The organism is Roseateles sp. FW301-B2 (genome assembly GCF_058788955.1).
Genome location: NZ_JBYTBE010000011.1, coordinates 72,326 through 94,672 on the forward strand (window position 1 = coordinate 72,326; position 22,347 = coordinate 94,672).

Annotated in this window: 23 protein-coding genes; 10 read left to right on the forward strand and 13 right to left on the reverse strand. The window is 70.1% G+C overall.

Annotated elements, in window-relative coordinates:
• Positions 1–43 precede the first annotated feature (43 nt).
• Positions 44–415 (forward strand): hypothetical protein, encoded by a 372-nt coding sequence (locus tag AC3WQY_RS09860; RefSeq protein ID WP_492707912.1) that lies wholly within the window; start codon positions 44–46, stop codon positions 413–415.
• Between the two features lie 42 nt (positions 416–457).
• Here AC3WQY_RS09860 and AC3WQY_RS09865 read toward each other — a convergent pair whose 3' ends face one another.
• From AC3WQY_RS09865 to AC3WQY_RS09885, 5 genes are all read right to left on the reverse strand, one after another.
• Positions 458–1,366: a S66 peptidase family protein gene (locus tag AC3WQY_RS09865; RefSeq protein ID WP_492707915.1), complete on the reverse strand. Its 909-nt coding sequence runs from the start codon at positions 1,364–1,366 to the stop codon at positions 458–460.
• Positions 1,363–2,460 carry a serine hydrolase gene (locus AC3WQY_RS09870; protein ID WP_492707919.1) on the reverse strand — a complete coding sequence of 366 codons (1,098 nt, stop codon included), beginning with the start codon at positions 2,458–2,460 and terminating at the stop codon, positions 1,363–1,365. Before AC3WQY_RS09870 ends, AC3WQY_RS09865 begins: the two co-directional genes overlap by 4 nt.
• 7 nt (positions 2,461–2,467) lie before the next feature.
• On the reverse strand, positions 2,468–3,742 hold the full coding sequence (locus AC3WQY_RS09875; protein WP_492707922.1) for a D-amino acid dehydrogenase: 1,275 nt from the start codon (positions 3,740–3,742) through the stop codon (positions 2,468–2,470).
• 721 nt (positions 3,743–4,463) lie between these two features.
• Positions 4,464–5,447 (reverse strand): alpha/beta hydrolase, encoded by a 984-nt coding sequence (locus tag AC3WQY_RS09880; protein WP_285234732.1) that lies wholly within the window; start codon positions 5,445–5,447, stop codon positions 4,464–4,466.
• The gene (locus AC3WQY_RS09885; RefSeq protein WP_285234731.1) at positions 5,444–6,637 is read right to left on the reverse strand and encodes an amino acid aminotransferase; all 1,194 of its coding nucleotides are present in this window, start codon (positions 6,635–6,637) and stop codon (positions 5,444–5,446) included. The genes AC3WQY_RS09880 and AC3WQY_RS09885 overlap by 4 nt, the downstream gene beginning before the upstream one ends.
• A 113-nt stretch (positions 6,638–6,750) precedes the next feature.
• Here AC3WQY_RS09885 and AC3WQY_RS09890 point away from each other — a divergent pair, with 113 nt between their 5' ends.
• Together AC3WQY_RS09890 and AC3WQY_RS09895 are read left to right on the forward strand one after the other, a co-directional pair.
• Positions 6,751–7,296, forward strand: coding sequence for a GNAT family N-acetyltransferase (locus AC3WQY_RS09890; protein WP_285234730.1), 546 nt, complete (start codon positions 6,751–6,753; stop codon positions 7,294–7,296).
• Complete coding sequence (locus AC3WQY_RS09895) at positions 7,293–7,751, forward strand: nuclear transport factor 2 family protein (protein WP_285234729.1); 459 nt, start codon at positions 7,293–7,295, stop codon at positions 7,749–7,751. The genes AC3WQY_RS09890 and AC3WQY_RS09895 overlap by 4 nt, the downstream gene beginning before the upstream one ends.
• 6 nt (positions 7,752–7,757) lie before the next feature.
• Here the strand turns inward: AC3WQY_RS09895 and AC3WQY_RS09900 are convergent, their stop codons facing one another.
• Positions 7,758–8,888, reverse strand: a complete 1,131-nt coding sequence (locus AC3WQY_RS09900; protein ID WP_492707926.1) for a DUF2332 domain-containing protein — start codon at positions 8,886–8,888, stop codon at positions 7,758–7,760.
• Positions 8,889–8,960: 72 nt separating this feature from the next.
• On the opposite strand from AC3WQY_RS09900, the gene AC3WQY_RS09905 reads away from it, so the two are divergent.
• Positions 8,961–9,710, forward strand: coding sequence for a substrate-binding periplasmic protein (locus tag AC3WQY_RS09905; protein WP_285234727.1), 750 nt, complete (start codon positions 8,961–8,963; stop codon positions 9,708–9,710).
• Complete coding sequence (locus tag AC3WQY_RS09910; RefSeq protein WP_492707929.1) at positions 9,711–10,427, forward strand: Crp/Fnr family transcriptional regulator; 717 nt, start codon at positions 9,711–9,713, stop codon at positions 10,425–10,427.
• On the opposite strand, the gene AC3WQY_RS09915 is transcribed toward AC3WQY_RS09910, so the two are convergent.
• The 3 genes from AC3WQY_RS09915 to AC3WQY_RS09925 all read right to left on the reverse strand — a co-directional run bounded on the left by AC3WQY_RS09915 (position 10,378) and on the right by AC3WQY_RS09925 (position 14,816).
• The gene (locus AC3WQY_RS09915; protein ID WP_492707931.1) at positions 10,378–12,156 is read right to left on the reverse strand and encodes a di-heme-cytochrome C peroxidase; all 1,779 of its coding nucleotides are present in this window, start codon (positions 12,154–12,156) and stop codon (positions 10,378–10,380) included. The two genes, AC3WQY_RS09910 and AC3WQY_RS09915, sit on opposite strands and share 50 nt — an antisense overlap.
• 24 nt (positions 12,157–12,180) lie before the next feature.
• Positions 12,181–13,845: a hypothetical protein gene (locus tag AC3WQY_RS09920; RefSeq protein WP_492707933.1), complete on the reverse strand. Its 1,665-nt coding sequence runs from the start codon at positions 13,843–13,845 to the stop codon at positions 12,181–12,183.
• Positions 13,846–13,964: 119 nt separating this feature from the next.
• Entirely contained in the window at positions 13,965–14,816 is an 852-nt protein-coding gene (locus AC3WQY_RS09925) for a sterol desaturase family protein (protein ID WP_492707935.1), read from the reverse strand.
• Between the two features lie 49 nt (positions 14,817–14,865).
• Between AC3WQY_RS09925 and AC3WQY_RS09930 the strand changes: the two genes are divergently transcribed.
• The gene (locus AC3WQY_RS09930; RefSeq protein WP_492707937.1) at positions 14,866–15,438 is read left to right on the forward strand and encodes a Crp/Fnr family transcriptional regulator; all 573 of its coding nucleotides are present in this window, start codon (positions 14,866–14,868) and stop codon (positions 15,436–15,438) included.
• On the opposite strand, the gene AC3WQY_RS09935 is transcribed toward AC3WQY_RS09930, so the two are convergent.
• The gene (locus AC3WQY_RS09935; protein WP_285234721.1) at positions 15,428–15,928 is read right to left on the reverse strand and encodes a glutathione peroxidase; all 501 of its coding nucleotides are present in this window, start codon (positions 15,926–15,928) and stop codon (positions 15,428–15,430) included. The two genes, AC3WQY_RS09930 and AC3WQY_RS09935, sit on opposite strands and share 11 nt — an antisense overlap.
• A gap of 29 nt (positions 15,929–15,957) precedes the next feature.
• Positions 15,958–16,818 carry a DMT family transporter gene (locus AC3WQY_RS09940; RefSeq protein ID WP_285234720.1) on the reverse strand — a complete coding sequence of 287 codons (861 nt, stop codon included), beginning with the start codon at positions 16,816–16,818 and terminating at the stop codon, positions 15,958–15,960.
• 232 nt (positions 16,819–17,050) lie between these two features.
• Here AC3WQY_RS09940 and AC3WQY_RS09945 point away from each other — a divergent pair, with 232 nt between their 5' ends.
• Complete coding sequence (locus AC3WQY_RS09945; protein ID WP_285234719.1) at positions 17,051–17,944, forward strand: hypothetical protein; 894 nt, start codon at positions 17,051–17,053, stop codon at positions 17,942–17,944.
• Positions 17,945–17,982: 38 nt separating this feature from the next.
• Here AC3WQY_RS09945 and lplT read toward each other — a convergent pair whose 3' ends face one another.
• Complete coding sequence (lplT, locus tag AC3WQY_RS09950) at positions 17,983–19,260, reverse strand: lysophospholipid transporter LplT (RefSeq protein WP_285234718.1); 1,278 nt, start codon at positions 19,258–19,260, stop codon at positions 17,983–17,985.
• Between the two features lie 164 nt (positions 19,261–19,424).
• On the opposite strand from lplT, the gene alr reads away from it, so the two are divergent.
• From alr to AC3WQY_RS09965, 3 genes are all read left to right on the forward strand, one after another.
• Entirely contained in the window at positions 19,425–20,540 is a 1,116-nt protein-coding gene (gene alr / locus AC3WQY_RS09955) for an alanine racemase (RefSeq protein WP_492707941.1), read from the forward strand.
• Positions 20,537–20,941, forward strand: coding sequence for an alternative ribosome rescue aminoacyl-tRNA hydrolase ArfB (gene arfB, locus AC3WQY_RS09960; RefSeq protein ID WP_492707943.1), 405 nt, complete (start codon positions 20,537–20,539; stop codon positions 20,939–20,941). Before alr ends, arfB begins: the two co-directional genes overlap by 4 nt.
• Positions 20,942–21,080: 139 nt before the next feature.
• The gene (locus AC3WQY_RS09965) at positions 21,081–21,416 is read left to right on the forward strand and encodes a PspC domain-containing protein (protein WP_285234715.1); all 336 of its coding nucleotides are present in this window, start codon (positions 21,081–21,083) and stop codon (positions 21,414–21,416) included.
• Between the two features lie 198 nt (positions 21,417–21,614).
• Here the strand turns inward: AC3WQY_RS09965 and AC3WQY_RS09970 are convergent, their stop codons facing one another.
• The gene (locus tag AC3WQY_RS09970) at positions 21,615–22,331 is read right to left on the reverse strand and encodes a helix-turn-helix transcriptional regulator (RefSeq protein WP_285234714.1); all 717 of its coding nucleotides are present in this window, start codon (positions 22,329–22,331) and stop codon (positions 21,615–21,617) included.
• Between the last annotated feature and the right edge of the window lie 16 nt (positions 22,332–22,347).

Genomic DNA, 22,347 nt, shown 5'->3' on the forward strand with positions numbered 1-22,347 from the left:
ACATGGCTTGCAGCCCCAAGGCATTGCATTCACACTGCCCGGAATGCATTTCGTCTACGTCAAAGTCCCGTTGCGAGGTCTGGCCAAGCAGGCCTTGGATGCGCTGCATCAAGCGCTGGAGAGTGCACTCGAGACGAGCGCGACGGGCTCGCTGCTGAGTTGGGGGACCTCGGTGCCTTCGGCAGGCGCCAGCGAGAGTGACCCGGGCAGCTTTCACCGGGTCGACATCGAGCTGCATGATCTGGAGGCTGGCCTGCAGGTGCTGCGTGAGGTGCTGCCGAGGCTGAGCGCGGCCCATGGCACGGAGCTGCATTTCACGGTGCATGGCGCGGCCCTGCAGCAGACCCTCTCGGAAGCCGGCTGGGGCGCCCAGGTAGCGAGGGCGGGCAGCCATCGGCCGCGGCGCGAGGTCTGACCCTCACGCGAGCCGCCTCGTGCAGCCCGGGCAGGCCGCTCGCTACAGGCGCAGGCAACGCCCGGCCACGTCCAGCGTGAGCGGCACGCCCAGCGGCAGTGGCAGGTTCGGGCAGCAATGCCCGCTGGGCCAGCCGGCCAGGATGGGTTTGCCGAGCTGCGGCAGGTAGTCGGCCAGCACCGCGTCGGGGGCCTCGGCATCGCTGAAGCTGCCGATCAGAAAGCCCGCGGCGGCGTCGAGCACGCCGGCCAGGCGCAGCTGAGCCAGGTAGCGATCGACGCGGTAGGGGTCTTCGGCAATGTCTTCCAGGAACAGGATGGCGCCGCGCGCATCGGGCATCCAGCGCGTGCCCAGGCTGGACACCAGCACCGAGAGATTGCCGCCGATCAGCCGGCCCCGGGCACGCTCGCCCTGGCTCAAGGGGTGAGCCGGCAGATCCTCGGGCGCCAGCACATCGCCGGCGCGCAGGCCGCGCTGCAGCTGGGCGGCGAGGCGGCGTGCATCGTCCAGGCCACCCGGCCCTTTATCGATCCAGTCCGAGGCCGGCATCGGCGCATGCCAGGCCGGCAGGCCGAGGCGATCGAGCGCGCCGTGCAGGGAGGTGATGTCGCTGTAGCCGATCAGGGGTTTGGGGTGGCGCTTCAGCAGTGCCAGGTCCAGGCCATCGAGCAGGCGGATGCAGCCATAGCCGCCGCGCAGGCACAGCACGGCGTCGACCCCGGGGTCGGCAAAGGCGGCATGCAGATCGGCCAGGCGCTGCGCGTCAGCCGCCGCCAGATGACCCAGCTGCGCGGGGCCGGCGCAGCCGGGAAACAGCTTGGCGCGAAAGCCCAGCTGCTCGATCAGCGGCGCCACCTGTTCCAGCACGCCCGGCTTGGGCGGACCGGCGGGTGCCACCACGCCCAGACAGGCGCCGGCCGGTAGCGGCCGCATCAAAAAGAACTCGTTCATGAGCAAGACTCCAGCCAGGGCTCGAGCGCGGCGTCGATGGCCGCGCCCAGCGCCGGCAGGCGCGCTTCCGGCGCGCCGTAGCGGGAACCGAGGTTGCTGAGCATGGCGATCAGGTAATGACGACGGCGTGGCGCAACAGCACGCACGATACCGGCGTCGGAGGCGTAGTTCTCGGTCGTGCCGGTCTTGTGGGCGAAGTGCAGCGCTGAGGTCGCCAGCCGCTCGGGCATCAGCACGCGCAGGGTCTGCGCCTCCAGCGCCCGCAAGACCTGACCCCGGCTCTCCGCGCTGAGCCGCGGCGCATGCGCCGGCAGCCAGGGCGCCGCGGGCGCGTCGGGGTCCAGCCACCAGAGCAGGCGCACGGTGTCCCAGGCCGTCATCTGCAGCTGGCCCACGCCGGCACCGGCGGCATTGCCCCAGCCGCCATCGGGCCGGGTGTTGACGAGCCTCAGCGTCGGCAGGCCCAGGCGGGCGAACAGCTGCTGCACTTCGTTGTGGCATTCGCCCTGCGCGTCGCGGCGGATCGCGCCGATCGCGTGCAGATGCAGCACCAGGGCCGAGGTGGCGGTGTTGCAGCTGATCGCCGTCATGTCCAGGGCCCAATCGCGCACGGCACGGCACTGACCCTCGAAAGACAGCGGCGCATCCCAGCGGCTGCGGCCCTGGTCAATCAGCCAGGCCAGCCCGACCAGCACCATCAGCTTGAGCAGCGAGGCCGGATAGGGCGCCACCACCGCGGGGCCGCTGTCGCCATGCAGGGGCAGCCAGTCCAGGCGCTGCCAATCGACCCCGGGGGCCTCGGGCAGCCAGGCGATCGAGCGGCCCTGCGCGTCCTGTTGATCGGCCAGGAAGCGGATGCCCTGCGCCGCGCCCGCGCCGGCCGCCATGCCCGCCGCCAGGCCCTGCGGATGCTGGCGCGAGAACAGCACGTTGGCAAACACCGGCGCGCCGCCGGCCGGGAAGCAGGCCACGGCCAGATCGATGCTGGGGAAATGGCGCAGCGCCCGGCCGCCATCAAAAGGGTCGGGCGTGGCGCCGAAATCCTGTGCCAGCACCGCGCGGCGCAGCAGTTCGGCCAGATCGCTTGAATTCATGCTGCTGTCATCGTCGTGGCAGTTGCAGGCCGTCCAGGCTCAGCGGGCTAGTACGGCCCGACACCAGCTCGGCCACGATGCGCGCCGAACCGAAGGAGAAGGTGAAGCCCAAGGCACCATGGCCCACATTGAGCCACAGCCCGGGCACCGGGGTTGCGCCCAGCAGCGGCGCACCGCTGGGGGTGGCGGGGCGCAAGCCGGCCCAGGTCTCGGCGCGATCGTAATCGGCAGCGCGCGGGAACATGGCGCGCACCGCACGCTGCAGCGAGGCGATGCGGCCGGGGTCGATGCGCAGGTCCTCGCCCACCAGATCCACCATCGCGGCGACGCGCAGCTGCTCGCCGATGCGCGCATAGAGGATCTTCTTCTCGAAGTCGGTCACGCTCACCACCGGCGGCAGATGGTCGGCGGCGATCGGCGCGGTCAGGCTGTAGCCCTTGAGCGGATAGATGGGCAGCTTGATGCCCAGCTCGGCCGCCAGGGCACGGCTCTGCAGGCCGGCGGCGAGCACGAACTCGTCGCCACCGATCTCGCCCACATTCGTGCGCAAGGCCCGCACCCGCCCATATGCCTGATCGAGGCTGAAGCCCTGCACCTCGGCATGCACGCAGCCGCGGAAGTTGGGGTGGCCGCGCAGGCGCTCGGCCAGTGCGAGCGAGAGCGCATGGCAGTCGGCCACCGCCTCGCCCTCGCTGAAGATGCCGCCGGCCAGCTCGGCCGGGCTGTGCGCCAGCGCCGGCTCCAGCGCCACGCATTCGTCGTGGCTGAGGGCGCGCTCGGCGCCGTCGTCGGTGGCGGTGCTGGCGCGCAGGCGCGCCGCCACGCGGCCGAACTCGGCCGGCTTGCGGTAGACCACCAGCTTGCCGGGGCTGCGCAGGGCAATCGCCTGCAGCTGCGCGCGCTGCTGCAAGTGCGCAAACGAATCGCGGCTGTAGGCGCCCAGGGCCAGCAGGCGCGCGGTGGTGCGCCGGTTCACCGGCCCGCGGCATTTGGCCAGGAAGGCGGCCAGCCAACTCCATTGCTGCCAGCTGGCCTCGGGCTTGAAGCGCAGCGGCCCGTCGGGATCGAGCAGCCAGCGCAAGGCCTTCAGCGGCACGCCCTCATCGGCCAGCGGCGAGACATAACGGTAGCTGAGCTGCCCCCCGTTGGCGCGGCTCGCGCCATTCGCCAGCACCGGCTCGCGCTCCACCAGGCTGACCCGGTGGCCGGCCTCGGCCAGGCACCAGGCGCTCGTCAGACCCACCACCCCGCCGCCTATCACCACCACATGTTTCATCGACATGCCGGCAGGTTACGGATTCGGGCTGCGGCCAGCCAATGAAAGCCAGGGCGGCTCCCATAACTTGCGCCTATGTGCTCACACGACACCCCTCGGTCGGTGGGCCGCCTCATCGCCGATCTATGGTTTCATCGCATTGCTCCCCCGTGCCGCAGCGCAGGCCGGCAGGCACTCGGCCCCAGAGGCGGAGGCCTTCACTGCGTTCAGGCTTCCCTCGCTGCTCACCAGACCAGGACTCGCGCACAACTCGCCGTCGCACCCCTGCGGGCCGGCGTGTGCCAGTGGCACCCGCCTGTGCTCCAGCTCAAACAAGGTGCGCTCGACGCATCGCCCGGAGCGACGCGCAACCTGGTCTGGCTGCGCTGCTCGGCACCGCCAATGGGGCCTCGCACTGCCGGCCTGCGCCGCTTGGAGCCCGCGTGTGGCACGAGGGCGTGCACGACCAACGGTGCTGGCAAAGCCCTGGGCGGGTGGTTGCGAAGGCCCTTTGCGCTGCCGAGCAGCGGAGCGTCTTGTGGCCTCGCGCGTACTCGCGCGACACCAGCACTGGATTGGCGCACTTTGTCCGAACGGAGCGAGCCGACGGCGAGCGCAGTGAGTTGTGCGCCGGGCCACAAGGCGCGAGCAGCGCAGGGGAGCCCGAGCGCAGCGAGGGCCTGCGCATCCGGGCCGCAGCGGCCACCCGCTCAGGGCTTGGCCGCCTGCCAGACCTGGGCAGTTCGGCTCAGGGCTGCGCGCGCACGAAGTCCAGTATCTGCTGCGCCATCGGCGCGCTCGCCTTGGGGGCCTCGATGTCGCCGGCGAGGATGTGCTGGCCCAGCGACTCGCTGTAGTTCACCTCGATGAGCTTCTTGGCAGGGCTGCCGAAGCGGCGGAAGGCCGCCTGCGCCGCCTCCACCGAGATCACCGAATCACGCGGCGAGACCAGCATCAGCAGCGGTGCCTGTATCCACTCCAGCGGGCTGCGGTGCACATGGTCCACCAGCGCCATCATCGGGAACAGCGCCTCGGTGGGATAGCGGTGCGTCCAGTAGCGCGCCTTCAGCTCGCTGCGCGGCGGGTAGCTGCGCTCGGGGCCCTGCACCAGACGCGCCAGCTGCCGGCCCCAGGGCCAGTTGATGACCTGGGCCCAGGGATCCTTGGGGCCGAAGTTTGGCGACACCATCACATAGGCCGCGACCTGGCGCGCCGCCTCCTGCTGCGCCAGCCAGGCCGCCAGGGTCGCGCCGGTGGAGTTGCCGATCACCAGCACGCGCTCGCCCAGCAGCTGGCCGATCGCCAGCGCCTCCAGCGCGTCGGCCTTCCAGTCGGCCACGGTGGCCTTGCCGAGGGCCTCGCCGGGCTGGCCATGGCCGGCCAGGCGGGTGTAGAAGACATGGCCGCCCAGGCCTTGCGCCACCAGCTCGGGCAGGGGCGCGAGCTCCTGGCGGCTGGCGCTGAAGCCATGCAGGAATACCACCGCCCAGGGCGCGCGCTGCTTGCCGCCGGCGCCCCAGACGATGCGCTTCTCGGTGCCCGGGATGACGTTGCCCAGCGCCGCCTCGCGCGCCGCCAGGTGCGCGTCGAGCGCCTCCAGGCTGGCGGGCGGCGGGGTCTGCGCCGCCGGGGGCTCCAGGGCCGCCTCGGGGTTGCGCGGCCCGATCAGGAACATCAGGCTCACGCCCAGGGCGGACACCGCCGCCCGGTTGGCAAGCCTGCGCCAGCTCACGCCAGCACCGCGGCCATCGCGTTGGCGGTGGCCTCGACGTTGCCGGTGTTCAGGCCCGCCACGCACATGCGGCCCGAGCGCACCAGGTAGACGGCGAACTCGTCCTTCAGGCGGTCCACCTGGGCGGGCGTGAGGCCGGTGTAGCTGAACATGCCGCGCTGGGTCAGGAAGTAGTCGAAGTTGCGGCCCGGCAGCTTGGCGCTCAGCACCTCGTAGAGGGCGTTGCGCATCTGGTGGATGCGGTCGCGCATCTCGCTCACCTCGCCCTCCCACAGGCTGCGCAGCTCGGGCGTGCTCAGCACCTTGGCGACGATCTGGCCGCCATGCATGGGCGGGTTGGAGTAGTTGCGGCGGATCATGAACTTGAGCTGACCCAGCACGTTGACGGCCTGGGCCGCGTCGGGGCACACCACGCTGAGCGCACCGCAGCGCTCGCCATACAAGCTCATGCTCTTGGAGAAGCTGTTGGCGACGAAGAAGGCCAGGCCGGCATCGGCCATGGCGCGGATCGCGAAGGCGTCTTCCTCGATGCCGTCGCCATAGCCCTGGTAGGCCAGGTCCAGGAAGGGCAGCAGCTGGCGCTCCTTCAGCACCGGGATCAGCTCGTCCCATTGCAGCGGCGTCAGGTCCACGCCGGTGGGGTTGTGGCAGCAGGCATGCAGCAGCACCACGCTCTTGGCCGGCAGGGCGCGCATCGCGTCCAGCAGCTCGGCGAAGCGCAGGCCGCCGGTGGCCGCGTCGTAATAGGGGTAGGTCTTGACGGTGATGCCCGAGCCCTCGAAGACGGCGCGGTGGTTGTCCCAGGTGGGGTCGCTCACATAGATGGCGCTGTCGGGGAAGTAGCGCTTGATGAAGTCGGCGCCGACCTTGAGGCCGCCGCTCGAGCCCACGCCCTGGATGGTGACGATGCGGCCGGCCGCGATGGCGGGGTGGCCCTTGCCGAACAGCAGCTCCTGCACCGCGCTGCGGAAGTTCGCCGCGCCTTCCATCGGCAGATAGGGGCGCGGACCGGCCGCGGCCACCACCTCCAGCTCGGCCTTGCGCACCGAGTCCAGCATCGGGATCTTGCCGTCGTTGTCGAAGTAGATGCCGATCGACAGGTTGATCTTGCCCGGGCGCGTGTCCTTCTGGAAGGCTTCGTTCAGGCTCAGGATGGGGTCGCCTGCGTAGGCGTCGACGTGTTGGAACATGGCGGGACTCCGGGTTTAGCTGCCCGCATTATCGACGTTCGGGCTGCTGCAGAATGCCAGGCATTCGCCCGCCACCCGACGCGCCTGGTCCCTTGCCTGCCTTGTTACGCCGCATGAAAAGCATCACCCCCCTGGATCCTCGGGACTTTGACGCCTTTTCCGTCTACCTGAACCTGCATCTGCAGGAGAACGGCCTGCCGCCGAGCGGCTACTTCCAGCCGCTGGCGCGCGCTCACTCGGTGTTCGCGCCCGAGCGCGCCGACGCCTTCCGCCAGGCCCTGCAGCGGCCGCTGGACGGACCCGGCTGGCGCCGCGCCTGGGTGGCACGCGACCCGGCCGGCCGGATCTGCGCGCATGTGGACCTGCGTGCCCACCCCGAGCCGCACACCGAGCACCGCTGCCTGCTGGGCATGGGCGTGCGCCAGGACCAGCGCCGCCGCGGCCTGGGCGCGAGCCTGCTGACCCTGGCCACCGACTGGGCAAGGCAGACCGGCCTGGCCTGGCTGGACCTGCAGGTGCTGAGTCAGAATGCCGCGGCCGTGGCGCTCTACCGGCGCTGCGGCTTCGCCGCGGTGGGCGAGCGGCCCGATATGTTTCGCATCGACGGGCACAGCCTCGGCTATACCTCGATGAGCCTGTCCCTCAAGGAATGCCCATGAGCAGCAACACACGTCGCCGGCTGTTGGCCGCCGCCACCCTGGCGCTGGGCGCGGCGCCCGCCCTGGCGCGCCCGCGCGCCGCCGACATCGCGCAGCTGCGCCGCCAGGCCAAGGCCTGGGACGAGGCCATCGTGCGCCAGGACCGTGCCGCCATCGAGGCGAACATGGCGGAGGACTTCCGCCAGATCGACGCCGACGCCGACATTGAGGACAAGCGCAGCTTCGTCGAGGGGCTGATGTCGCCCAAGCTGCGCATCGCACCCTACGCGGTGGAGGACTTCGAGATCCGGCTCTACGGCGACACCGCCCTGCTGAGCGGCCGCACACGCATGCAGGGCAGCCACGATGGCAAGCCATTCACCAGCCATTACCGCTACATCGACGTCTATGTGCGCCGCGGCGGACGCTGGCAGATCGTCAGCGTGCAGATCACGCGCGTGCGGGAAGCCTCCTGAAGCCGCTCAAGCATCCAGCCATTGCAGCCATTGCCCATGCGCATGCGACCAGGCCAGTGCGCGCTGGCGCAAGGCCTGGGCCTCGCGCCACTGCAGGCTCCAGAGCGTGGCGGTCTGCTGAGGCCCGCCCTGCACCGCCTGCACGGCGGGCGGCAGCGCCAGGCCCGCGGGCCGCAGCTCGGCGGCCTCGGCGCTGATCCAGGCCAGGCCGCGCGCGCGCACCAGCTCGGCCACGCGCGCCTGGTAGCGCGCCAGCGCCGCCGGCTCGAAATAGGCCAGCACCCAGGAGTTGAACAGCACCGGCTGCACGCCGGCGGGCAGCTCGTCCAGCCAGCGCTCCAGCCGGTCCAGGCCGTCGGCATGGCGCTCGACGGCGGGGCCGGCCGCGCGCGCCAGCGCCAGTGCCTGATCCAGGCGCTGGGCGCGCGCACGGTCCTGCGGCCACAGGCAGGCGCGCAGCCAGCGCACGCCATCCTCGTCCAGCAGGTCGACCGGCGCCAGGTCCACGCCCAGGCGCGCCACCAGCTCGAACTCGACCGGCGGCGGCGGCGCCTCGCCGAGCCAGCGGCAGGCGATGCGGGGTCGCTCGGGGTCAGGTCTTGCGCCACGCTGGAAGGGCCCGTAGTCGTAGTGGTAGCGGTCCACGCCCAGGTTCAGGCCGGCGCTGCTGCCGAAATCGAACAGCGCCAGTTCGCGGCGACCGCTCAGCGCCGCCAGCCGCTGCAGCGCCGGCCACAGCACGGCGCAGCGGCCGATCTCGTTGGTCTGGGTGGCGCGGCCGCGCAGATGGGCCAGCAGGGCCGGGTGCTGCTGGCGCGCAAAGTCCAGCAGCAGCGCCGGCAGCGCCGCATCCGGCGGCCGCGTGCCCCCCACGCTGGGGTAGTAGTCGGCCAGCGCATGGGCCACGCCGGCCAGCACGCGTTCGTGCAGGGCCGCCAGCAGCAGATTGGGGCGCGCCTGCGTGGCCGGCACCTGCTGCATCAGGGCCAGCAACTCGGGGCTGTCGGCCACCGCCAGGCAGATCGCCACATAGAGCGGGTCCTGGCTGCATTCGTGCGTGGCGAAGTGGCGGTACTGGCGCACCCAGTCGATGGATGCGGCGGCGGTTTCGGTGGATGCGGCGGAGCGGTATGGCATGGGCAAGAGCTTAGGCCGGCGCCCGGCGCGGAAATGTCGGTTATCCGACATTTCCGCGGCTAGACTGGCCGCATGCAATTCCTGCCCGCCCGGCTACGCGCATGGCTTGGATCCACCCTGGCCGGCCTGGCGCTGCTGTGCCTGCCGGCTGCCGCGCAGACCACGGCGCCGCTGCGCGTGGTCGGCAGCAGCGACCCGCCCTACCGCAGCTTCCAGGGCGAGGACGGCGGCGGCCTGTACTACGAGCTGCTGAAGGAGGCGGCGCGCCGCCTGGGCTGGGCCCTGCAGTTCAGCGAGGTGCCCTCGGCGCGCGCCTTTCTGATGATGGAACAGGGCGAGGCCGATCTGATGATGGGACCGCTGCGCTCGCTGGAACGCGAGCGCTTCCTGCACTACAGCCGCATCGAGCTGCCGGCCGAGGACAAATGCTTCTACACCCGCCCGGGGGCCCGGCCCATCAACAGCCTGCAGGACCTGCAGGGCCGCATGCTGGCGGTGCACCGCGGCAAGCGCTACGGCGCCGAGTTCGACAATGCCGCCGCCGGCCTGTCGCGCACCGAGGTGAACGACTACCGCGCCGCGCTGGAGATGCTGGCGCGCGAGCGCATCGAGGTGGTGGTGATACCGGAGCGCCAGGCGCGCGCGCTGCTGGCCGAGTTGAAGCTGGCGTTGCTGCGCCAGCCCTTCTGCCTCAAGGGCGAGACGCCCTTTGTGGTGCTGTCCAAGCGCTCCCCCTGGCTGGCCGAGCTGGCCCGCCTGGAACGCAGCTTCCAGCTCATGCAGCAGGACGGCAGCTGGAAGCGCATCCTGGAGCGCTACTGAATGCGGGCCAGCGGCGGCGCCGAGCTGCTGCGCGTGCTGCAGGGCAACTTCCCGCAGCTCGCGCCCGACGCGGCGCAGCTGCAGGCGCTGCAGCGCCTGCTGCCGGTGCGGCGCCTCGCCGCGGGCGCGGGCCTGTTCGCGCAGGGCCAGCGCACCCAGGCCTTCTATGCCGTGCTGCAGGGCGAGATCGGCGCGCGCCTGAGCGCCGCCGACGGCCGCGTCTCGGTGCTGGAGCATGTGCGCGCGCCGCGCCTGTTCGGGCTCGCCGCCTTCGTCACCGGCCAGCCCTCCAACTACGAGGCGGTGGCGCTGCGTGCCAGCCGCGTGCTGATATTCGGCCCCGAGGCCTACCGCTACGCGATGGACGAGCTGCCCGGCTTTGCGCGCGCGCTGATGCGCGAATTCGCGCTGCGCTATGAGGGCACGCTGCGCCTGCTGGAGGCGGCGCGCCACCGCAGCGCGGCCGAGCGTTTCGAGCTGGCGCTGGCCCAGCTGGCGCGCGAGCGCGGCGCCAGCCAGGCGCCCGACGACGCGGGCTGGCTGAGCTTTCGCGCCACCCAGACCGAGCTGGCGGCGCTGGCCAATGTCTCGCGCCAGACCGTCAACCAGCTGCTGCGCGCGGCCGCTGCGGCCGGCCGCCTGCGCTTGGCCTATGGGCGGCTGGCCCTCAAAGCGACTTCAGATATTCGAGCAGATCGCGCTTCTGGCTCTCGCTGAGCGCGGTGCCGTAGGCGTGCCCGCCATTGCCATTGCCGGGCAGGGTGGTGTCGAAGCGATACGGGCCTTGCTGGGTGTCGAAGCCCACCCGCTGCGCATCGAACGCGCGGCTGCCCACCTGGAAGCTGCGCATGCGCTGTGCCGGCGGCTGCAGCAACTCCCAGAGTGTGGGCACCGAGCCATTGTGCAGATAGGGGGCAGTGGCCCAGATGCCGTTCAGCGGCCTGGCCTTGTAAATGGCATTGGGCGCCGGCGCGGGTGCCGCGGCGCGATTCGCGGCGTGGGCGCTGGAGCCGCCGCCCAGCGCCTGGGCCAGCATCTGCGCGCTGGGGCGGCGCGCATCGGCGGCCATGCTGGCCACGCTGGCGCCGCCGCGCAACTCGTCGCGCAGCTGGGCGTCGAACTGGCTCAGCAGGGCCGCCAGCGTGGCGTCCTTGTCGCCCAGCAGCACGCCCACCGCACCCTGCACCGTGAGCGGCCCGCCACCCGCCTCGGCGCCGTAGCGCTGCAGGGTGGGCAGGGCCAGCGTGCCCTGCAGCGGCCCGGTCTTGGCCACGCGCATGGCGGCGGCGGTGGCCATGGCGGGGTCGCTGCCGACATCGCGCAGCTGCGCGGTGACGCGGCGGAAGGGGTCGGTGCGCTCGATGCTGGCATGGCAGCCCAGGCACTGGGCCTGGTAGATCTGCTGGCCGCGCTGCCGCATGGCGGCATCCAGCGGGCCGAGGTACTGCGCACTCCATTGCGGCGACCAGAGGCTGCGCACCCAGCCTTCCAGCTCGCCGAGCTGGCGGATGTCCACATGGTTCGGATAGCTGCAGCTGTCCTTGCCGCAGTCGCTGACGCGCAAGCCGCCGAACACGCCCAGCACCTCGCCGACATTACGCGTCAGCTCGCCCAGCCCGAAGGGGCCGTTGGGCGCCGAGCCGTTCCACTGCACCACGTCGTGCTGCGGCGTGTCCCAGAGGAAGGGATAGGAGACCGGCGCATCCGGCGGGCGCGCATTGGCGGGCTCGTTCAAGGCCACCACCAGCACCTCGTTGAAGATATTGCCGAAGGCATCCAGGCGCGCATGGCCGGGCGGGTGGCCGGGCTTGTTGAGCGCCAGGCGCGCGCTGCTATCGGCCAGCTGCTTGACCAGGGCCTCGCGCAGGGTCTGCTGCTGCGCCACGCTGGCCGCCTCGCCCAGCACCCGCTGGGCAAAGCGCGCGAACTTGGCGGGGTCGTCGCGCGTGGCCGCGAGTGCCGCCACCAGCTCGCCGAAGAAGAGATTGAAGTCCGCCATGGCGGGGCCGCCGTCGATGCGCAGGCCCACGCCCTTGATGTTGAGCTGGGTGGTGTGGCAGGCCGCGCAGCTCAGGCCCATCCAGGCCTGGCCGGCCTGCTCGGCCGTCTTGGTGAAGCCGATGGGCAGCCCATCCGGGTTCCAGCGCCCCGGCCCCGGCCGGGCCGGCAGATAGCCGAAGCGCTCGATATTGGCATCGCTGCGGAAGGGCGCATCGCTGTCGGCCTGCTCCAGCGCCAGGAACCAACGGTAGAGCACGATGCGTGAGCCCTGGGTGGAGAACCAGAAGGCGAGCTGGGTCTGTTCGTCCCAACCCTGATCCAGGTTGACCACCTTGAGCGGCCCCGCCGCATCCGGCACGGGCGTGCCGCTGGGGATGGGCGTCGGGGGGCCGGCGCAGGCGCTCAGCAGCAGGGCCAGCGGCAGCAGGGTACGGATGCTTGTCATGGTGGAATCCTTGCGGCCGCTGGCTCAATCGAACATCGCGCCGACCATCTGTGCATTGCTGAGGCCACCCGGATTGCCCAGGGTGGAATCCGACGCGAGGCACCAGCAGCTCAGATGCGCCAGCGCGTTCACCAGCACGGCGCTGAGCTCGAGCTGGGTGAAGGTGTTGTAGCGCGGGAACTGGCCGAGGCCCTCGACGTCGATGGCCAGGCGCACGTCCTCGGCCAGCTGGTTCCACCAGCTGGCAACGAAGTCGTTGTAGACCCAAAGGATCTCCACCGCGTCCTGGCCCGGCACGTCGAACCAGCGGTTCGGCAGCACCGGCAGGGTCTGGCGCAGCAGGATGGCGCCGCCGGCCTGGCGCGCCGCGTACAGGCCGGACTTGAGGGCGGCGAAGCTGGCCGTCGGGAAGACCTGGCTGTGGCGGTACTGCCGCGTCGGCCCCTGGCCCGGCTGGCTGGGGCCATAGGGCACATAGCCCAGGCCGGGCTGGTAGGGCTGCAGGCCGAACAGCGGCGGCAGATCGCTGGAGACGATGATCTCGCCGCTGCCGGCGTCGCGGCCCAGCGGCTCGTCGGTGTTGACGCACACGATCAGGCGCCGCAGGCCGCGCGCCAGCATCGCGTTGACGCCCAGGTTCTCCAGGCTGCCGCCGTCGGCAAAGCGGTAGTGGCGGGCCGGCTGGCGGCGGCGGTCGCCCACCGGCCAGTAGGCATAACGCGGCACCAGGCCGGACAGCTCGGGGTACTGTTCCTCCAGCGCCTGGGCAAAGGCCGCGCTGCTGCAGCCGGCGATGTCGTTGAGCGCAAAGGCGCGCGCCGGCAGGCTGGTGTCGACCTGGCCGGGCGTGGCCTCGGCCAGGTAGTCGCTGCCCATCGCAAAGCTGTCCAGCAGGCCGCCGCCGATCGCGCCCAGCTGCTCCGGCGCGGCCGGGAAGAACTGCCGCACGCCGAGCTGGAAGTTGCACTCGAAGGGGATCAGGTCGGCCATCGCGCCATCGTTGTTGAACAGCGCGGTGTTGAAGATCGGGAAGGGGCGGCGGCGCTCCACGCAGACGAAGTCGCGCGCCGACAGGCCCGGGTTGCGCGCGAGGATGCCGTTGCCGGCATGCAGATAGGCCGAGGTCCAGCTGAAGTAGCGCGGGTCGAAGCCGCTGCCGTCGGGCTGCCACAGGCCATAGGGCTTGAGGATGCGCTCGCCGATCAGGCCCTGCCAGAGATCGTCGTTGGCATAGCCGTAGCGCGCCTTCAGCTCCAGGATGGCGTCGAGATCGCTGAACAGGCCCAGCCGCGTGGGCACCCAGCCCAGGTTGTTGGGCGGCAGGTGGTCGAGCCGGTTGGGGCCCAGCAGCAGGGTCAGCGCGCCGGGGTTCAGCACCGGCCGGCCGAGGAAGTCGTCGTCGCTGATGCGCTCGGGCAGGTAGGTGAACAGGCTGTTGGCCCAGGTGCCGCCCGACACCGAGGAGATCGCGAACAGCTGGTCGAGCTTGCCCAGCGCGCGCAGGCCGCGCAGCTGGCCCATCGCGCAGCTGAGCGCGCGGCTGCCGCCGCCCGACAGGCACAGCCCCACCGAGCGCGCCGTGGCGCGCAGTTGTTCGGGTAGCTCGGCGGCGGCCATGCCGCCGCCATCACCATCACCGTAACCGTCACCCAGGGGCAGGATGCCCGCCACCAGCTGCTTGCTGCTCATATCGCCCTCCCTGCCGGGCCAGGCAGCCCGTGCCAGAGACCTTAGGCGGCGGCCCCGCCGGCGTCCACCTGACAGAGCTTACAGGGCAGGTGCGCGCCCCGGATTTCGTTGCGGCGCGCTCAGCAGCAGCCCAAATAGGGCGCCCGTCGCGGGCGCACGGCGCCGGCCAGCCAGCCCACCCGCGCCGGCCGCGCGCCCGGCCGATGCACAAAGCTGCCGAACAGCTGGTCCCACAGCGGCAGCGCGGTGCCGTAGTTGTGCGCCTCGGCGGCCTGCACGCTGTGGTGCCAGCGGTGCAGCTCGGCGCTGCCGATCAGCCAGTTCAAGGGCCCCAGGCTGCCGCGCAGATTGGCGTGCACCGCCAGCGACTGCAGCTGGATGAAGAGCGCCGCCCACAGCATCGCCTCGGCGCTGAAGCCCAGCAGCAACCAGGGTACGACGCGCGCGAACTTGTTCCACAGCAGGTTGACGGGATGCACCAGCACGCTGTTGCTGGTGTTCAGCGCCGCCGGCCAATGGTGCAGGGCGTGAAAACGCCACAGCCAGGGCAGGCGGTGCGCGGCGCGGTGCAGCCAGTAGGGCCCCAGCTCGCCCAGCGCCACCGCCAGCGGCAGGGCCAGCACCGGGGTCAGGTATTGCGCCAGGCCCGGCTGCGCGCGGGCGGCCTGCCAGTGCAGCGCCGCGCCGGCGATGAGCAGGCCGGCGGCGGCATCGACCAGGGCGTTGACGCCCAGCGCGCCCAGGTCGCGGGCCAGCTCGGTGGCGCTGGCCTGCCAGTCGGGCCGCGCCGGCCGCAGCCGCTCCCACAGCATCAGCCAGGCCAGGCCGGCGAGCGTGCCGAACGTGAGGATGAGATCGGCCTGCCAGCCGAGCCGGCCGGCGAGCCAGGCATAGGCCGGCAGCGCCAGCAGCAGACTCAGGTGCGGCCAGTTCCAGCCGCCGCGCGGGAAGAAGAAGAGGGAGGTGTTCATGGGGCATGATGCTCGGACGCCCCGCCCTCCACTGCATTAACCCAGGTTCATGACGACACCCTGCCCCGTGTGCGGGCCCGCCTTTCTCGACTGGCTGCAACAGGACGCCGCACGCCTGGCGCAATGGCAGGCCTTGCCGCGGCGGCGCCTGGCGCGCGGCCAGCGCTGGCCGGGCGAGGGCCTGGCCTGGGTCGAGCGGGGGCTGCTGCGCAGCGTGTTCCTGGATGCGCAGGGGCGCGAGCGCAACCACGCCTTCTACCCGGAGCTGCAATGGCTGGGCCTACCCGGCGCGGCGGCGCCGGCGGCCGGCATGGTGGAGGCGCTGGAGCCCAGCGAGCTGGTGGAACTCTCGGGGCCGGCGCTGCAAGCCCTGCAGCGCGCCTGGCCGCAGGCGCTGGAGCTGATCCTGCAGGGCCTGGCCGCCGGTCTGGCGCGCCAGACCCTGCGCGAGCAGCAGCTGCTGATGCTGGACGCGACCGCACGCTACCAGCGCTTCCTGGCCGACGAGCCGGCATTGGCGCAGCGGCTGGCGCAGAAGCAAGTGGCGAGCTATCTGGGCATCACCGAGGTGGCGCTGTCGCGCCTGCGGCGGCGGCTGCGCGACGGCAGCCTCAGGCCTTGAGCTTGGCCGCCAGCGCGCGCTCGATGTCCTTGCGCAGCTTCTCGGGTTCGTCGTTGGGCGCGTAGCGCTTGAGCACCTGGCCATCGCGGCCCACCAGGAACTTGGTGAAGTTCCACTTGATGCCCTCGGTGCCGAGGATGCCGGGCTTTTCGCCCTTGAGCCATTGCCACAGCGGATGCGCCTTGGCGCCGTTCACCTCGACCTTGGCCATCATCGGGAAGCTCACGCCGTAGTTGAGCTCGCAGAAGGAGGCGATCTCGTCGTTGCTGCCGGGGTCCTGGGCACCGAACTCGTTGCTGGGGAAGCCCACCACCACCAGGCCCTGCTCGGCATAGTCCTTCCAGAGCTGCTCCAGGCCCTTGAACTGGGGCGTGAAGCCGCAGGCGCTGGCGGTGTTGACGATCAGCAGCACCTTGCCGCGCTGGCTGGCCAGCTCGGCCGGCTGGCCGGTGATGGAAAGGGCGCTGAAGTCGTAGACGCTTTGGGCCATATCGGTTGCTCCTGTTGGGAGCGGCGATATTAGCTTTTGCGACCTTCCAGTGCTGACAGCAGGGCTGCACCCACGATGCACAGGCCGCCGATGGCGGTCTTGGCGTCCAGCTGGCCGCCGCCCCAGAGCAGCGCCGAGATGGCCGCTGCCGGCACCTCGATCAGCATCACGATGGCGGTGACGTTGGCCGGCAGGCGCGCCGCGCCGTACTGCAGCGAGAGGTTGGAGAGGAAGAACAGCACCGCCATGCCGGCCAGCGGCAGCAGCCAGAGCGGCCCGGGCAGGCTGGGCCAGGCCGCCAGGCCCTGGCTCACCATCAGGCTGGCCGAGGCGCCCGCCACCAGCACGCCGCCGGTAAACATGGCCAGCGCGCGGGCATGGGCGCCGCGCGCGGCCTCGCGGCGCAGCATCACGTTGTTGAGCGCGAAGCACATGCCGCCCACCACGCCCAGCCAGTCGGCCAGGCTGGCCGGCAAGGGCATGCCGCCCCCGGCCGGCGCCAGCATGGTGGCCGCGCCGCCCAGCGCCAGGGCCATGCGCAGCAGCGCCAGACGGGTGAGGTGCTCGCCCAGGATCAGGCGCGCCAGCAGCACCGCCCACAGCGGCATCAGATAGAACAGCAGCACCACCCGCACCACATCGCCGGTGGCCACGCCCCAGTTGAAGAAGGTGTTGGTGGCGCCCGCGGCCAGCATCACGACCCACAGCGCCGGGCTGGCGAGGAACTCGCGCCAGGCGTCGCGGTTGACGATGCAGATCACCAGCCAGCTGAGCGTGTAGAGCAGCACCGTGGTCCACAGCGGGTGCATGCCGGCGGCCTGGAACTGCCGGAACGGCCACCACGACAGCCCCCAGACCAGGGCGTTGAAGATCAATCCAAGAAACGGCATCGGCGCAACTCGCACATCAGGGCGCCGGCCCGGTTGGCTCGCCGCAACAACCCGCAAAAAAACAGCCGGGTAACTCACAAAAGGGACTGGCTAATCCTGCGCGAGCCAGCCAACAATGCCCAGGGTTTATAGCATGGCGCTCCCGAGCGGCGAGGCAGTCCAATCGGGGCGCCGTGCACGACCCATTCACCTGCCGCACTTGACGTCTTGCAAGACCTAGGGAGAGCTGCTCTTGGACCATTTGGCCTGCCATACCCCCGCGGATCTGAAGTCCGCCGCCGCGCCCGATCTCGGCGCGTACCGCTGGCGCTTGCTGGCGCAAGGGGATTCCTGGTTCTCCAACGCCTCGGCGAAACTGAACGCGCATGCCAATCTGCTGCAGGAACTGATGTTTGCCGAGCCCACCGTGGCGGTGAACTGCGCCGGCCAGAGCGACGCGCTCGCCCATATGGTGGACCTGGAGGCGGCGCCCGACTTCGTGCAGCTGCTCACCGACGCCACCCGCCCGGCCTGGAGCGGCATCCTGCTCTCGGTGGGCGGCAACGACCTGATCGAGGCGGCCCAGACCCCCGCCCACACGCCGGACGGGCAAGACGTGGCCCTGCACCTGCGCCTGCTGCGCCGCCAGACCGAATGGGGCCCGCCCTCGCAGGGCGTGGCGCGTTATTTCTCCGAACCCGGCTGGGCCACCTATGCCGAGTACCTGCGCACCAACGTCAAGCATCTGCTGACCCTGCGCGACCAGGGCCCGTCGGCCGGCCGCCCGGTCTTCATGCATTGCTATGCGGTGCCCAAGCCGCGTCCGGCCGGCGGCGAATCCTCCGGCCCCTGGCTCTATCCGACGCTGAAGGCCTATGCCATCCCGTCGGCCGACTGGCTGGCGGTGAGCCGGCTGATGGTCTCGCACCTCGCCCAGCTGCTCAAGAGCATGGCGGCCGACAAGGAGAACTTCCCGGGCCTGCATGTGTTCGACTCCACCACCGTGCCGCTGGCCCTGGCCGCCCCCGACGCCACCGGCGTGAGCGGCGACTGGCACAACGAGATCCACCTCAACCACAGCGGCTGCTTCAAGATTGCACGGGCCTGGAGCGAGCACATCCAGGCGGTGTTGCTGAAGCAGAAGTAAGGCCGGGCGCAGGGGGCAAGACCTGCCCCCCCCGTCTTTCAATGCTGGTCCGTGCGCGCGATCGCCAGCAGGCGCTCGACCTCGTCGCGGTGCTTGATGCAGTTGCTCTGGTGCCAGCGGCGGATCATCCACATGCAGCCGGCCACCACCAGGCCGAAGATGGTGATGGCGCCGAAGGCCGACATGCCGAACTTGGTGAGCGCGGTGTAGAAGGCGCCCAGGCCCAGGATGCAGGCCTGCTCGTTGAAGTTCTGCACCGCGATCGAGCGGCCCGCGCCCATCAGGTTGTGGCCGCGGTGCTGCAGCAGCGCATTCATCGGCACCACCAGATAGCCCACCGTGGCGCCCAGCAGCACCAGGAAGGGAATCGCCAGGTACAGATTGGTGATGAAGTTCAGGCCCAGCATCAAGAGGCCCATCACGATGCCCAGCGGGATCAGGTTGGTGGCGCGGTCCAGCCGCATCATCAGCGAGGCGACCACCGCGCTCACCGCCGTGCCGATCACCACCACGCCCGCCAGCGAAGACGCTTGCGTGGTGCTGTAGCCCAGCGCCGCGGCGGCCCAGGGAAACACGATCACGCGCATATTGCCCGACACGCCCCAAACCAGGGTGGTGGAGGCCAGCGAGATCTGGCCCAGCTTGTCGCTCCACAGCTTGGCATTGCACTGGCTGAAGTCGCGCACCAGCTCCAGCGCGTTGGCGCTCATGGGCTGCAGCGGCGCCTCGGTGCGCGGAATGCGCAGATTGAACAGCGCCGCGATGATGTAGAGCACGATCATGGAGGCGATGGCCGCCTCGGGCGGGGTGTCCACGCCGGTGTCCACAAAGGGGAAATCGAAGCCCAGCAGCAGGTGCGAGAGGCGCGGGCCCACCAGCTGGCCGCCCAGCAGCACGCCCATGATGATGGAGCCCACCGTCAGGCCCTCGATCCAGCCATTCGCCTTCACCAGCTGCGAGGGCGGCAGCAGCTCGGTGAGGATGCCGTACTTGGCGGGCGAATAGGCCGCCGCACCCAGGCCCACGATGGCGTAGGCCAGCAGCGGGTGGCCGCCGAACAGCATCATCAAACAGCCCAGCACCTTGATGCTGTTTGAATAGAACATCACCTTGCCCTTGGGCGCGGCATCGGCAAAAGCGCCCACCAGGGGCGCCAGGATCACATAGAAGAGCGCAAACATCGGCGCCAGGGCCGGCACCTGCCAGGCCGGCGCGCCGGAGGACTTGAGTAACTCAATGGCGCCCACCAGCAACGCGTTATCAGCCAGCGAGCTGAAAAACTGCGCCGACATGATGGTGTAGAAACCTTTTTTCATGTACCCAAGCTTGGAACTGCGGAGATCGGTAGCCGGCCCCCGGCATCAGTCACAAGCGGGCAGCACTGCGGCGGGTTTATAGCATGCACACCTTTGGGGGGCATGACGTCACCGTCCATTGCGCGTGTGTTAAGCACGCCGCCGCCGATGCCACAATCCCGCCCATGCCACGCCCGATTGAAGCCCTGATCCACGTTTCCGCCCTCGCCCACAACCTGGCCCGCGCGCGCGCCTGTGCCCCCGACGCCCAGGTCTGGGCGGTCGTCAAGGCGAATGCCTATGGCCATGGCATCGAGGCCGCCTTCGAGGGCCTGCGCGCCGCCGACGGCTTTGCCTGCCTGGACCTGGACGAGGCGCGCCGCCTGCGCGAACTCGACTGGCGCGGCCCCATCCTGCTGCTGGAAGGTTGCTTCGAGGCGCGCGACCTGGAGCTCTGCTCGCGCCTCAAGCTCTGGCACGCGGTGCATTGCGAGCAGCAGATCGACTGGCTGGCGATGCACAAGACGCACGAACCGCACCGCGTCTTCCTGAAGATGAACAGCGGCATGAACCGTCTGGGCTTCACGCCACAGGCCTTCCGCGCAGCCTGGACGCGCCTCAACGCCCTGCCCCAGGTGGACGAGATTTCGCTCATGACGCATTTCTCCGATGCCGACGCGCAGCGCTTCGGCAAGGACGGCATCGCCCACCAGGTGGCCGCCTTCCAGGCCGCCACCGCCGACCTGCCAGGTGAGCGCTCGCTTTCAAACAGTGCCGCAACACTGCGATACAACCAGCTCACCGAGGTGCGGGCCGACTGGGTGCGCGCCGGCATCATGAGCTACGGCGGCGTGCCCGACTACCCGGAGCACGACGCGAACCATTGGGACCTCCGGCCCGCCATGACGCTGCGCGCCAAGGTGATCGGCATCCAGCAGTTGCAGCCCGGCGACTCGGTGGGCTACGGCAGCAGCTTCGTGGCCGAGGCGCCGATGCGCATCGGCACGGTGGCCTGCGGCTATGCCGACGGCTACCCGCGCCACGCCGGCAGCGGCACGCCGGTGCTGGTGGAGGGGCAGCGCAGCCGCACCGTCGGCCGCGTCTCGATGGATATGCTGGCGGTGGACCTCACCGAGCTGCCCCATGCCGGCCTCGGCAGCGAGGTGACGCTGTGGGGCCAGGGCCCCAAGGGTTCGCTGCTGCCCATCGACGAGGTGGCCCGCGCCGCCGGCACCATCGGCTATGAGCTGATGTGCGCCATCACCCGGCGCGTGCCCGTCACGGTGCAGCACCTGGAATGAAGCTGGACTGGACGCCGGCCGACTGGGAGCTGGATTTCAGCTTCATCCGCGCCAGCGGCCCCGGCGGCCAGAACGTCAACAAGGTCAGCAGCGCCGTCCACCTTCGCTTCGACATCGCCCGCTCCAGCCTGCCGGCGCTGATCAAGGAGCGCCTGCTCAAGCTTTCCGATCAGCGCATCACCGGCGAGGGCGTGATCGTCATCAAGGCCCAGGACAGCCGCAGCCAGGAGCAGAACCGCCAGGAGGCGGTGGCTCGCCTGGTCGAGCTGGTGCAAAGCGTGGCCCACACGCCCAAGCCGCGCCGCGCCACCAAGCCCACCTGGGGCTCCAAGCAACGCCGCCTGGAGGGCAAGAGCCTGCGCAGCAGCGTCAAGGCCGGGCGCGCCAAACCCGAGCTATGACCCCGGGTTTCTACCCCCTGTGCGGGCGGGGCTGCAGTTGGTCGCGCCGGCATGGCTTGCGCGGCATCAGCGCCTTAAGGTGCAGGCGTGGCAAGCTGTCACCTGTGCAAGCAACTAGAAAGTGGAGAGGAGCGTCATCATGTCCATGAGCAACGAGCTGGAACGCCTGGCCGAGCTGCACCGTAACGGGCAGCTGAGCGACGCCGAGTACGCCAAGGCCAAGGCACGCGTGCTGGGTGAAGGTAGCGACAGTGGCAGCAACGGCGACGCACCCGGCTATGTGTCGGGCGCCGCCGTGAACTCGTTTCGCCGCAGCCGCAGCGACCGCTGGCTGGGTGGCGTCTGCGCCGGCCTCGGGCGCCTCACCGGACTGGAATCCTGGATCTGGCGCCTCGGCTTTGTGCTGATGGCCGTCTGCGCCGGAACCGGCGTGCTGGCCTATCTGCTGCTGTGGATCTTTGTGCCCGAGGAGTGAGGGGCTCGGGCCGGATTGGGCTCAGCCGCCGTTGCGGGGCAGGCCAAGGGCTTCAAGAAGCAGATCGAAAAGGGACATGGTGGGCTCCGTTCAGGGTTGGTTCATGCGATGCATGAACTGTCCCGCGGAAACCGCGCCCATGTAACCTATCAAGGTGACTAGCTTGTAAACCTGCTTGATGCCGGTTACAGATGCGTTCTAGAGGATTCCCAGGCTGACGCACTTCAGCACCGCCGAGTGCTTGCTGCTCACCTCCAGCTTGCGCATCGCGTTCTGGATGTGGAAGTTCACCGCGGATGAACTGATCGCCAGGATCTGCCCCACGGCCCAGGCGCTCTTGCCCTCCATGGTCCACTTCAGGCATTCCAGCTCCCGCGGCGTCAGCGCGGGTAGCTTGGGTGCTTCGATGACAGCAGGACCCAGCAAGCGCCGCGCAGCATCCTGCGCATGCACGGCCAGCAATTGCACGTCCGCCAACATGCGCGTCAGCTGCTTTTCGCTGCGAGGCAGACGCTTGGGGCGGTCCACGCCCAGCATGAAATGCTGGTTGTCCGGCAGATGCAGCCCCACTGCAATGCCCGTGCAATAACCAAACGGAGCCTGCACTTCCCACAACTCACCGGCGCCACTGTCCGCATACAGGCGCTGGTCGTAGATGAAGGGGATGCTGCGCGACATCAGGCGCTGCATGACCGGATCGCCACGCGCCTCGTCAAGGCTGGTTGATATCTCCATGAACGCCTGCGGCGTATTGCTCACCGAACGCACCCGCACGTCCGGAGACTGCAGATCTCCATGCATCAGCACGGCCGACACCAAACCGAAATCCATGTGATTGGCGAAGGCCACCAGGTTCGCTTCCAGCGCCTGAATGTCCACCGACTGGCTCACATCAAAGTAGTCCTGTTGCCGCATGCGGAGAGATCTGGTG

Excerpts from the sequence above, each read along its gene's own strand:
- AC3WQY_RS09860 (WP_492707912.1), top strand. The coding sequence starts at position 44 with ATGCATTTCGTCTACGTCAAAGTCCCGTTGCGAGGTCTGGCCAAGCAG.
- AC3WQY_RS09865 (WP_492707915.1), bottom strand. The coding sequence starts at position 1,366 with ATGAACGAGTTCTTTTTGATGCGGCCGCTACCGGCCGGCGCCTGTCTG.
- AC3WQY_RS09870 (WP_492707919.1), bottom strand. The coding sequence starts at position 2,460 with ATGAATTCAAGCGATCTGGCCGAACTGCTGCGCCGCGCGGTGCTGGCA.
- AC3WQY_RS09875 (WP_492707922.1), bottom strand. The coding sequence starts at position 3,742 with ATGTCGATGAAACATGTGGTGGTGATAGGCGGCGGGGTGGTGGGTCTG.
- AC3WQY_RS09885 (WP_285234731.1), bottom strand. The coding sequence starts at position 6,637 with ATGTTCCAACACGTCGACGCCTACGCAGGCGACCCCATCCTGAGCCTG.
- AC3WQY_RS09890 (WP_285234730.1), top strand. The coding sequence starts at position 6,751 with ATGAAAAGCATCACCCCCCTGGATCCTCGGGACTTTGACGCCTTTTCC.
- AC3WQY_RS09895 (WP_285234729.1), top strand. The coding sequence starts at position 7,293 with ATGAGCAGCAACACACGTCGCCGGCTGTTGGCCGCCGCCACCCTGGCG.
- AC3WQY_RS09900 (WP_492707926.1), bottom strand. The coding sequence starts at position 8,888 with ATGCCATACCGCTCCGCCGCATCCACCGAAACCGCCGCCGCATCCATC.
- AC3WQY_RS09905 (WP_285234727.1), top strand. The coding sequence starts at position 8,961 with ATGCAATTCCTGCCCGCCCGGCTACGCGCATGGCTTGGATCCACCCTG.
- AC3WQY_RS09910 (WP_492707929.1), top strand. The coding sequence starts at position 9,711 with ATGCGGGCCAGCGGCGGCGCCGAGCTGCTGCGCGTGCTGCAGGGCAAC.
- AC3WQY_RS09915 (WP_492707931.1), bottom strand. The coding sequence starts at position 12,156 with ATGACAAGCATCCGTACCCTGCTGCCGCTGGCCCTGCTGCTGAGCGCC.
- AC3WQY_RS09920 (WP_492707933.1), bottom strand. The coding sequence starts at position 13,845 with ATGAGCAGCAAGCAGCTGGTGGCGGGCATCCTGCCCCTGGGTGACGGT.
- AC3WQY_RS09925 (WP_492707935.1), bottom strand. The coding sequence starts at position 14,816 with ATGAACACCTCCCTCTTCTTCTTCCCGCGCGGCGGCTGGAACTGGCCG.
- AC3WQY_RS09930 (WP_492707937.1), top strand. The coding sequence starts at position 14,866 with ATGACGACACCCTGCCCCGTGTGCGGGCCCGCCTTTCTCGACTGGCTG.
- AC3WQY_RS09935 (WP_285234721.1), bottom strand. The coding sequence starts at position 15,928 with ATGGCCCAAAGCGTCTACGACTTCAGCGCCCTTTCCATCACCGGCCAG.
- AC3WQY_RS09940 (WP_285234720.1), bottom strand. The coding sequence starts at position 16,818 with ATGCCGTTTCTTGGATTGATCTTCAACGCCCTGGTCTGGGGGCTGTCG.
- lplT (WP_285234718.1), bottom strand. The coding sequence starts at position 19,260 with ATGAAAAAAGGTTTCTACACCATCATGTCGGCGCAGTTTTTCAGCTCG.
- alr (WP_492707941.1), top strand. The coding sequence starts at position 19,425 with ATGCCACGCCCGATTGAAGCCCTGATCCACGTTTCCGCCCTCGCCCAC.
- arfB (WP_492707943.1), top strand. The coding sequence starts at position 20,537 with ATGAAGCTGGACTGGACGCCGGCCGACTGGGAGCTGGATTTCAGCTTC.
- AC3WQY_RS09965 (WP_285234715.1), top strand. The coding sequence starts at position 21,081 with ATGTCCATGAGCAACGAGCTGGAACGCCTGGCCGAGCTGCACCGTAAC.
- AC3WQY_RS09970 (WP_285234714.1), bottom strand. The coding sequence starts at position 22,331 with ATGCGGCAACAGGACTACTTTGATGTGAGCCAGTCGGTGGACATTCAG.